The following is a 9,880-nucleotide window of genomic DNA, read 5'->3' on the forward strand; positions in this document are numbered from 1 at the left end:
GCAGCAATAAGCTGCTATTAAAACTTATGCATTTTGATAAAACTTTCTCAAATACGATAAGTTTTATGTACAAAATGCAAAAATCACTCAATATTTGCATGTCGCATCTTCATTACATCTGGAGTCTGTTGTAAGCTTTCCATCAAACTATAAATAAGGCTATCATATGTCAATAAAGATAGTTGCTCAAATATACTACCCATTGGTTGGTTTAATTTAACTACTTTGATAGGAATAACAACAATATTATCGGCTAACTTTGCCAAAGTTGAGGTGCTATTTGTTGTTAATAATATAACTTTAACCCCCAATTTTTTTGCTTGTTGTGCATAGGCAATTAAACTTTTAGTTTCACCCGAGTTAGAGCCTAGAATAAGCAAATCGCCTTTATTTGCTCTAGGTTTGCTGATTTCGCTAATTAAGCTGACATTCAAACCTAAATGCATTAATCGATTAGCGAAAGCGCTTATCATTAATCCTGAACGCCCTGTCCCAGCTAAAAATAGATGTTTAGCTTTAATAATAGCGTTTTTGAATTCATTTAATTGTACTTCGTTTATTGCATCTATTTGTTCCGAAACTTCAGTTAATATATTGTTTAATATTTCTTTTATACTCATTTCATATCCCTAATTTATTGCCAATTTTAATTTTTCAATATTGTTTTGAATATCATTATTGTTAAAAATAAATCCACCTGAAACAATATTATTAGCGCCAGCTTTTACACATGGCGATATGGTTTGGTCTGTAATATTCCCATCTACTTGAATATCATAATGATAATTTCTCTCTTTTCTTTCTAAATTCAGTTGTTCAATTTTTTGTAACGTGAATGGTAAAAAAAATTCGTTTTTTTGGCCTGGGTTAACAGTCATTACAAGGATAAGATCAATAAACGGTAATAGCATTTTTATTTGTTCAACCGAGGTGCTTGGATTGATAGCTAAACCTACTTTTATATTACTATTTTTTATTTTATTGATTATAAAAGAGTGATGAACCGTTGCTTCATAATGAAAAGTGATAATATCTGGTTTAGCTTCAATAAAGTCTAATATCGTTGATTCAGGCTTTTCAACCATTAGGTGGCAATCTAAAATAAAATTCGTATGTGATTTCAAATTTGACACAAACCCTGCATTGAAACCTAAATTTGGCACATAGTGATTATCCATTACATCAATATGTAAATGCGTAATACCAAGCAAATCAAGCTTATCTAATGTTTCTTTGATAAAGTAAAGATCTGAATTAAATAACGATGGAGACAAAATCATGGTTATCCCTCCTACCTCTTATTCGCAACCCATCAACATAAAATTAACATTACGGGTTCTTTCTCGTAATGCATCCCAATCAACAAAATAAACACGTCCTAGTTCCCCCATGAGAGGCTTGCCATTTTTAATAATTAATACAATCGAAAAACTACCAAACAAAGAAGATTTAATATGTGCATCAGTATTGAGCATTACCCATTTTTCGGCAGGATAATTAGGATCACTTAAATTTAAACCAAACTCAACATGCTTAGGTCCCGGGCTGTTGTATTGATTTTCGCTAGTCATTTTAGGGGCTATTTTTTCTAAAATATTATTAATATCAACGTGTAAAAACTCATCACCAAAAAAGTTAGTATCATGCATGTATTCATCAAAAAAAAGCGAGCAAGTAGTATGCGTTGTAGTGATGGTTAGTTGTCCGTTTTGGATATTTGATTGCTCAATAAAGCGGTTCAACTCATCGGTAATATCATGATAAGAGTGTCTGCCAGCAACAGTTTGTATTTTCATGGCATGATGCAAAATGTTCATATTAATCTTGTTCCTTAGGAATATGCCCCATTTACTTGTTATATTAGATTAAACAACAAAGTAAGTGGGACGCTGTTTTATACACTTTATTTAATAATTTAATACTAGATGGTTAAGCGTTTTTTTAGCTCAACAAAAAAATCGTTTAATCCAACCCCGGTTAATAAAGGTAAGCCATTTATGACTTTATCTTTGATTGATTCTGGCACAATAGTTGTGCTGATAACGACATCATATGAATCAATTTTATTTAATTCATCAGCTATTTTTGATTGATAGATTTTTACATTTTCCGTCAATTTTTCATCATTGAGCCATTTCGACACTTTGCTAACAGCAATAGTTGATGTTGCATGCCCTGCACCACACATAATGAGTAAATTTTTCATATTGATTTATCCTTTTAATATATTTCAATTCTTCTAATTTTATTGATATAAATAAGTAAACATAAAATAACTAGTGCTAAGCCAATTAATCCTACATATCCAAGATAATTTAGTAATAAAACAAACAAAGTTACCGGCCATAAACCACATAAAATAACTGTAATAATACGAGCTGTACCCACGTCATAATTAGCCAAATGGAATACATCGGTAATAACTGGTGAGAGCCAAGTTGCCATATATAGACAAATTACTAAATAAATTGTGCCGCCAATAATTGAACGAACAATATTTCCTTTGAAAAATGGCACCATCAAACAGATACCAAAAGCATAGAAGGCTAAATCACCGAAAGGTAATACCTTATTACCAGGTAGAATTAAGGCTAATAATAGTGAAACCGGAACCATAATTAATGCCGTTGCCATAACAGCTGGATGTCCAACTGTTAATGCTGCATCCATACCAATATTAACCTGTTTGCCATTTAATTTTTTACTAGTAAATTCACGTGCAGCTTCAGCAACTGGTAGCAAACCTTCCATAAACATAGCAACCATTTTGGGCATTATTTTCATAATCGCTGCAGTTGAAATAGCTAATTTACCTATTTGTGGCACATCATAACCAGCTAAAATACCTACAACTAAACCAATAATTAAACCAATAACCACCGTATCACCAAAAATACCAAATCTTTTAGTTAACGTTTCTGAATCGGCGTTTAATTTGTTAAAGCCTGGAATGTGGTCAAAAATCCAATTTAATGGAATGGCAACAATTGCTCCCGATAATGCCATTAAATGAGTGATTGAAATACCCGGATAGCCAAAAAAAGAACTAATTGGTTTTTGTAATAAATCAGCTAAGAACCATTGCAACATAACAGCGGTAATACATCCAATAATACCGACCCAGTATAATCCTGTAACGGAATATGCTACTAATCCTAAAAATATTGCAAACCAAAAATTCCAAATATCAACATTTAATGTGCGAGTCCAACCAAGTGAAATAAAGATAAAATTAATTACTAAAGAAATAGGAATAAGGAGTAATCCTAATGTAGTTGAAAATGCCAATGGACCACCCACACCACATCCAATATCCATAATACTTAATGATGTTCCGTATTGTTCCCCCATTTTTTGGATGGCAACACCTAAAGTGTCGGACAATAAAGAAATCACTAAACCTAAACCAACTATACCAATACCAACGGTAATACCCGCCATAATAGCTTTTGAAAATGGTACTCTAAAAAAAAGAGCAATAATAAATATTATGATAGGTAAAAATACTACCCCCCCTAAACCTATTAGCCATTGAAAAATATTAATTACACTATCCATTTCAGAACTCCTTAATAAAAGTTATCTTTTTATTTAACGCCCACTTTATTTAAAATAGCGATAAATTCCTTAGTTGAATGACATTGTTCTAATTGTTTTATTTCTTGTTCGTTTTGGAATAACCCTATCAAATTTTGCAAATTTTCGACTTGTTCATGAGGCTGTTTCATGGCAAGCATAAAGATAAATTTGACAGGAATTTTTTCATTTTCATCAGTCATACCTTTAAAAGTGACTGGCTGTTTTAATGATGCAAAACAAATTTGAGATTGTTTAACTTTCGATGAATCTGTGTGTGGCAAAGCAAACCCAATTGAATTAACCAATAAACCAGTTGGATACTGCTTTTCTCTCTGCAAAATACCTTCTAAAAAATCTTGTTTAACAATTCCATTAATAAGTAACATTTGTGCCATTTGTGTTAGGACTTGTTCTTGATTTGATGCCTCAATATTAAAAAGGCATAAATGCTTATCAAAGTACATTTTTGACTCCTCTTTGATTATTTAAAAATGATTTTAGTTGTTTGAAGCTAGTGATATTTTTTAACGTTGCTATAACGTGTTTGTTAGAAACAATTTTGTAAATTTCGGTGAATACCTCATTAATACTGTTAATATTTTCTTCTGAAAGACTAACCATAATAATTACGCTAACATCAATAACTCCCCATTTGATTGGCTTGCGTAATGTCATAATTGATATACTTGATTTGTTCACAAACATGGGTGAGCCGTGGGGTAAAGCAATGCCATTTTCGATAGATGTGTCACCTATTTCTTCGCGGTGTAAAACAGAATCACGATATTGATCAGTTACATAACCTTTATTTTCAAGATGAAGTATTAATTGATTAATACATTCATTTTTATTATCAATTTCGATATTTAATTGAATAAGATCTGGATGTACATATTTTGCAGTAGATGGGTAATAATTTGTGCTTTCAGAAAAATCGGACGGTTTATTTAATACATAATTTGCATAAGCCTGAATAATATTTTGATAGTCATTGGTATTTAATAAAGATGATATTTTAACAACTGGTTTATTTAGATTATTAATATCAAGTGTAGTAATAATTAAATCGACATTACTGAGATTTGCCGATGTCAATTTCGAAACCGAATAAACCTCGATATTATCTTTAGAAGGCAAGATCTTTCGAACTTTATTGAGAATCAAATTCGATGAAGAACAACCATATTGGCAAATAATTACAATATTATTCGCATCAGCTGCCTTATCTAAAGCTATTTGAAAATGAATCAATAAAAATGAGATTTCATCGTCATTTAAACGAATATCAAATTTGCGTTCTAAATCAGAAAGTGCATACCACAATACGCTAAATAATTTTGAATACTCAAGTTTTATTTCTTTTAGTATCGGATTGATAATACGTATTTTCTTTTGCAAACGCGTAAGCATAGGTGGAAAGTGAGATAACAATGAGTGAAACAATTTATTATCTTTTAATAAATCAATACCTTCAATTTCGCCTATTTTTTTTATTATTTTACGGATGATTTGTTCATAGCAGCTGTCATCAACTTTTACCGACTCGTCAATAATTCGATGAGCGAAAAACAGTTTACTTAGATATTTAATATCGTTAGTTGAAAATGCAATTTTAAAAGTAACTTCAAGTTTTTTAGCAAGTTCAGATGCAATTAAATACGATTGCATGTAACGGATATGGTTAAATAAAAAATCATCTTCTTCATCAATAGCATTACCTAAAGTTAACCGTTTTAACTGTATTGCTATTGATATCAATAAAGATGATAAATAATATTCTGAAGATTGTTGAACTATTGATTCATAGTGTTCAAATAATAATTGACTAATTTGCTCAAAAGAATCATTGTCCATCAATGTTTTCATTAATTGATTTAGATAATAACCATCTTGTTTATTAATATATAACAATAAAAAATGCTTAATAGCGCGTTGAATTTGGTTTTCTTTACCTTCTACAATAATGGCTTTATGCGTTACATTTAATAAAACGTTTTCTGATTCTAATGAATGGTTAATAAATTCGATATCTTTATGAAGTGATGTTTTACTAACAATATAATCATCAGAAAGTTGCTCTAATGAAACAGTTTCTTGATTTAACAAACAACGCTTTATAATATCTAAACGACGATATTCTGGCGTTAATCGGCGTGAGTTTTTATTAAAATAACCATGACTATTGTTTTGTTCTAAATAACAAATTACCGAATCAATACTGCTTTTATTTCCCATCAGTATTAACCCTTTACGTGGGGCTTTTTCGATATAAATATCACTATTTGGGGCAACTAACAGCTGCTCATTTAACTTTTCAATGTCACAATAAACGGTTTTAGTTGAAATGGATAATTTTGAACTAAAATAAGCTGCTGGTTTAAATTCTGATTCATTGAAAAGTAGTTTCAGCAATTGTATTTGTCTTTCCATTACCAAACCCCTTTTGTATTTTGTGACAATTTATTCATTATTTTTGTTTTAAAGTATAATTAGTTAACCTAATAAGACGATTACATTTTTTTCCAGATTAATCTGGAAAAAAATGTAATTATAAAAACTGAAATAAGAACATATTGAGACAATAGCGATAATTAATAAAAAATTTATATTTATTTCTAGAGTAATTTTCTAAGTCTTTTAGATATGATAGGAAAACTTGAAACTAATATTGTTTTAGGAAATTCAAATGGATCGGCTACACTGATTCATATAACTTATTTTTAAGGGGTAAGGTAAACTTATCACAACTAAAAAAAGAACAAATATAAATAAGATTAAATACAAAAGACAAATATTCAATGATGATTTTAAACACCAAATGGTCAGTCTTTATCAACATGGTAAATAACTTATTGAAATCGTTACAGAATATGATTTGACACCGTCAACATTGGACCGTTGGATAACACAAGCAAGCCAAAGTGGCTCATTTAAAACAAAAGATATTCGTTTTGATTTACAGAAAGAGGATATTTGGGTATCACGCCGTTACATTTTTCGGGTGATGAAAGCTTTATTGCTGGTATCAAAATACACCGTTAGACGTTATCAATCTTACAAATGTGTTGCCATTCCATCATTTTGTTATAAAAATTAAAAGCAAAAAATTGTAGCACAATCAATTTAAAAATAAGTCACTGTTTTTATGCTATATATCTATTTTTTGCTTGTTATAAAAGATGATTTTTAACCCTAAATACCCAAGCTTTCACTTAGAATATTTAAGGAGTATCAATTTATTCTTGAGGCCAAATAAATCTACCTTTAGCTTGTGGATCTTCGCTTATGAATTTTCTTAGCGCATCTGATTGGTACAATTGTTTAACATCTTTAGCCCATTGCGTATTAAGATTTTCTTTTTTGATAACTACCATTAATTCTAAATCGGGCGATAATACCTCTTGCACTAAAAGATTATCAATAGGTACTTTACTTAACCACGCAACACCACCCGGCATGATCGCATAATCAACTTCATCAAGTGTACGTGGAATGATTTCTGATAATAACGTTTTAAACGTCAAATTATATTTATTCTCGATGATATCTGTTAGATTCACATTGCCCAACTGAGCGTCTGATTTTAGCTTTATCCAATTTAATTTTTGAAGTAATAATAAAGCCCTTGCTGTATTTGAAGGATCATTAGGGATAACCACTGTTTGTCCTAATGAAACATCATTAATTGAGTGATGTGTTTGTGAAAATAATGCCGCTGAAATAGAAGGGATATGAACTAATGAAACCAAGTTATTATTGGTCTCTTTATTATAAACGTTAAGATAAGCTTGGTGCTGAGCAGCATTTAAATCAATGCTTCCTTCGACAAGAGCGGTATTAGAATCTCTTAATGAGCTAAAATTTACCAGTTTTACGATATATCCTTTTTTTTCTAATTCAGGTTTTACCACGCGTTCCATTAAAATATTGTGCATACTTGGGGGGAGTCCAACAATGATCTCCTTCTTTTCAATACTGTTTGTAATGTCTTTATTTGTTTTCTGTTCACATCCAAATATAAAAAATCCTACAAGTATTATGGATAAATATAGTGATATTTTCATTATTACTCCTTATATATCAATTAATTACTACTCAAGGTGTTAGTAAAATAATTCTTCTAATCAATTTTGTTATTTGAAATCAATTTATCATGATTATAAGTAAGTATTATAAATAACGAAAATACATAAAATTTATATCAATATTCTATTAAGGTATATAAGGTTTGTATTTAATATCTGATCCTCGCCAAAAAAGTGGACAAAAGTCGCCTCTATGATATAAACAAAAATCATAGGAGACAAATATCATGGTCAAAAAATTTAGTATCGAATTTAAACAACAATCAGTGGATTATGCGTTATCTAATGCACACCTTTCTATCAGCGAACTTGCCAACCATCTAGGTGTGGGTAAATCAACCCTAGATAAATGGATTAGGCAACTTTCCCCGAATAAAACTAGCCGTCGAGAGTTAACAGCTGAGCAACAGCGGATTATGGCGTTAGAAAAAGAGATTAAAGAACTGAAAATGGCCAATGATATACTAAAAAAGGCGCATGTGCATATCATCAACAATCCAAGTCGGTGAAGTACACTCATATGAAAAATCATTTAACCTGCTATCCCGTTACTAGGATATGCTCATTACTTGGTGTCAGTTCATCAGGTTATTATGCTTGGTTAAAAAGAGCAAACAAATCCGCCAAACTCAGCGAGTATATCCAAAAACAGTATTGGCAACATAAAGCCCGTTTGGGTGCACCAAGCCTGCTTCATGATGCAAGAGAAGCGGGCTATCAAGTTTCAGAAAGAACAATTAGCCGTGTTTTGCAACAATTGGGATTACGTAGTTTAAGATTGCATAGTAAAGCAGCACGTAAATTCAAGTATAAAACAGACACGGCTCATCGCAATATTGTACCCAACACGTTAGATAGGCAATTTAACCCTGATAAGCCTAATAAAACATGGGTAACCGATATTACTTATATTAAAACGGGGGAAGGTTGGTTATATTTGTCGGTGATTATCGATTTATATGGACGAAAAGTGATTGCTAGGCAAACCAGTCGCTACATAGACCGCCATTTAGTGTGTAATACATTAAAACAAGCTTTATTTCGGCGTCACTTTCCTAAAAATGTACTCATTCATAGTGACCAAGGAAGCCAATATTGCAGTGCTGATTTCAAGCAATTATTGTTACAATATGGGCTAAGGCAAAGCATGAGTCGAAGAGGAAACTGCTTTGATAATGCGGTTGTTGAGAGTTTTTTTCATACACTCAAAACCCATATTATTCATGACTGTTACTATAAAACGAGGAAGCAGGCTAATAAAGCAGTATTTGAATATATTGAAATCTATTATAATCGGATACGCCGTCATTCAGCCAATGGCTGGGTATCACCTGAACAATATGAACAACAATATTACCAAAACGAAAAAATGATAGAGGTGGGCACTGTCTAATATTCTGGCTAGGATCAGTCAGCCCGACTAAAAAACAATTTTATACTAAAACGTATAGTTACCTGAAAGTTTTTAACAGAAATTTCAACTCCTATGGCAACCTCGCTTTAGCATTGGCCTTGTAAAGGTGAGTATCAGGATGATACGAATAATCAGGGTTACATTATAATCGCTACCGATATTACGACCCGTACACCGCCCGCTACATCAGCCAAGTACATTTTAACTCATGCAAATTTTTACTTTGTCGATAATCAGTTAAATGATATCGATAGCACAACGTTAACTTGCATAAGTTATTCTTATCATTTTTTATGAAAAATAAATTTTAACTATTAAAATCAATAACGTTTTATTTTAATTAATAAATTTGAACCATTGATTAATAATACTACATATAGTGACAAATTCAATTAATAGGTACTATATATTGTATATTTTGATAAACATCAATTATCATAATTAAAAATATACTTTAACATTGGAATGAAAGAATGAATAAATCAATACTCGTTACCAAACGAGATGGAAAGAAAGAACCAATAAACCTTGATAAAATCCACCGTGTTATTACATGGGCTGCTGAAGGATTAGAAAATGTTTCTGTTTCTCAGGTTGAATTACGTTCACATATTCAATTTTATGATGGTATTCGTACATCGGATATTCATGAGACAATTATTCGTGCTGCAGCCGATCTGATCTCACAAGAAGCGCCAGACTATCAATATTTAGCCGCACGCTTAGCAATCTTTCATTTACGTAAAAAAGCCTTTAATCAATTTACCCCACCTTCACTTTATGAACACGTTAAAAAATTGGT

The 9,880-nt window shown here is 31.2% G+C and carries 11 protein-coding genes; 3 read left to right on the top strand and 8 right to left on the bottom strand.

The window, feature by feature from the left end; translation table 11 throughout:
• Positions 1-83: 83 nt before the first annotated feature.
• From hxlB to A9G44_RS04740, 7 genes are all read right to left on the bottom strand, one after another.
• Complete coding sequence (hxlB, locus tag A9G44_RS04710) at positions 84-620, bottom strand: 6-phospho-3-hexuloisomerase (protein WP_034914452.1); 537 nt, start codon at positions 618-620, stop codon at positions 84-86.
• Positions 621-629: 9 nt separating this feature from the next.
• Entirely contained in the window at positions 630-1,280 is a 651-nt protein-coding gene (locus tag A9G44_RS04715; protein WP_034914450.1) for a ribulose-phosphate 3-epimerase, read from the bottom strand.
• 18 nt (positions 1,281-1,298) lie between these two features.
• Positions 1,299-1,817 carry a YjbQ family protein gene (locus A9G44_RS04720; protein ID WP_065609424.1) on the bottom strand — a complete coding sequence of 173 codons (519 nt, stop codon included), beginning with the start codon at positions 1,815-1,817 and terminating at the stop codon, positions 1,299-1,301.
• A 104-nt stretch (positions 1,818-1,921) separates the two neighbouring features.
• On the bottom strand, positions 1,922-2,206 hold the full coding sequence (locus A9G44_RS04725; protein ID WP_034914444.1) for a PTS sugar transporter subunit IIB: 285 nt from the start codon (positions 2,204-2,206) through the stop codon (positions 1,922-1,924).
• Positions 2,207-2,220: 14 nt separating this feature from the next.
• Positions 2,221-3,558, bottom strand: a complete 1,338-nt coding sequence (locus A9G44_RS04730) for a PTS galactitol transporter subunit IIC (RefSeq protein ID WP_034914441.1) — start codon at positions 3,556-3,558, stop codon at positions 2,221-2,223.
• A 29-nt stretch (positions 3,559-3,587) separates the two neighbouring features.
• The gene (locus A9G44_RS04735) at positions 3,588-4,043 is read right to left on the bottom strand and encodes a PTS sugar transporter subunit IIA (protein WP_034914438.1); all 456 of its coding nucleotides are present in this window, start codon (positions 4,041-4,043) and stop codon (positions 3,588-3,590) included.
• Positions 4,033-6,009, bottom strand: coding sequence for a BglG family transcription antiterminator (locus A9G44_RS04740; RefSeq protein WP_065609426.1), 1,977 nt, complete (start codon positions 6,007-6,009; stop codon positions 4,033-4,035). Before A9G44_RS04740 ends, A9G44_RS04735 begins: the two co-directional genes overlap by 11 nt.
• Positions 6,010-6,454: 445 nt before the next feature.
• Here A9G44_RS04740 and A9G44_RS13975 point away from each other — a divergent pair, with 445 nt between their 5' ends.
• Entirely contained in the window at positions 6,455-6,676 is a 222-nt protein-coding gene (locus tag A9G44_RS13975; RefSeq protein ID WP_065609427.1) for a hypothetical protein, read from the top strand.
• Between the two features lie 139 nt (positions 6,677-6,815).
• On the opposite strand, the gene A9G44_RS04750 is transcribed toward A9G44_RS13975, so the two are convergent.
• The gene (locus A9G44_RS04750; RefSeq protein ID WP_065609428.1) at positions 6,816-7,643 is read right to left on the bottom strand and encodes a MetQ/NlpA family ABC transporter substrate-binding protein; all 828 of its coding nucleotides are present in this window, start codon (positions 7,641-7,643) and stop codon (positions 6,816-6,818) included.
• A 248-nt stretch (positions 7,644-7,891) separates the two neighbouring features.
• Between A9G44_RS04750 and A9G44_RS04760 the strand changes: the two genes are divergently transcribed.
• Together A9G44_RS04760 and A9G44_RS04765 are read left to right on the top strand one after the other, a co-directional pair.
• Positions 7,892-9,057, top strand: a protein-coding gene (locus A9G44_RS04760) for an IS3 family transposase (RefSeq protein ID WP_143426311.1) whose coding sequence is annotated in 2 segments (ribosomal slippage) — positions 7,892-8,138 and positions 8,138-9,057 — 1,167 coding nt in all. Because the reading frame shifts where the segments join, the coding sequence is not laid out codon by codon here.
• A gap of 494 nt (positions 9,058-9,551) precedes the next feature.
• A partial coding sequence (locus tag A9G44_RS04765; protein WP_218837534.1) for an ATP cone domain-containing protein occupies positions 9,552-9,880 on the top strand: 329 nt, incomplete at its 3' end.

The sequence above is a fragment of the Gilliamella sp. Occ4-3 genome (genome assembly GCF_001690675.1).
Lineage (GTDB): Bacteria > Pseudomonadota > Gammaproteobacteria > Enterobacterales > Orbaceae > Gilliamella > Gilliamella bombi.

Excerpts from the sequence above, each read along its gene's own strand:
- hxlB (WP_034914452.1), bottom strand. The coding sequence starts at position 620 with ATGAGTATAAAAGAAATATTAAACAATATATTAACTGAAGTTTCGGAA.
- A9G44_RS04715 (WP_034914450.1), bottom strand. The coding sequence starts at position 1,280 with ATGATTTTGTCTCCATCGTTATTTAATTCAGATCTTTACTTTATCAAA.
- A9G44_RS04720 (WP_065609424.1), bottom strand. The coding sequence starts at position 1,817 with ATGAACATTTTGCATCATGCCATGAAAATACAAACTGTTGCTGGCAGA.
- A9G44_RS04725 (WP_034914444.1), bottom strand. The coding sequence starts at position 2,206 with ATGAAAAATTTACTCATTATGTGTGGTGCAGGGCATGCAACATCAACT.
- A9G44_RS04730 (WP_034914441.1), bottom strand. The coding sequence starts at position 3,558 with ATGGATAGTGTAATTAATATTTTTCAATGGCTAATAGGTTTAGGGGGG.
- A9G44_RS04735 (WP_034914438.1), bottom strand. The coding sequence starts at position 4,043 with ATGTACTTTGATAAGCATTTATGCCTTTTTAATATTGAGGCATCAAAT.
- A9G44_RS04740 (WP_065609426.1), bottom strand. The coding sequence starts at position 6,009 with ATGGAAAGACAAATACAATTGCTGAAACTACTTTTCAATGAATCAGAA.
- A9G44_RS04750 (WP_065609428.1), bottom strand. The coding sequence starts at position 7,643 with ATGAAAATATCACTATATTTATCCATAATACTTGTAGGATTTTTTATA.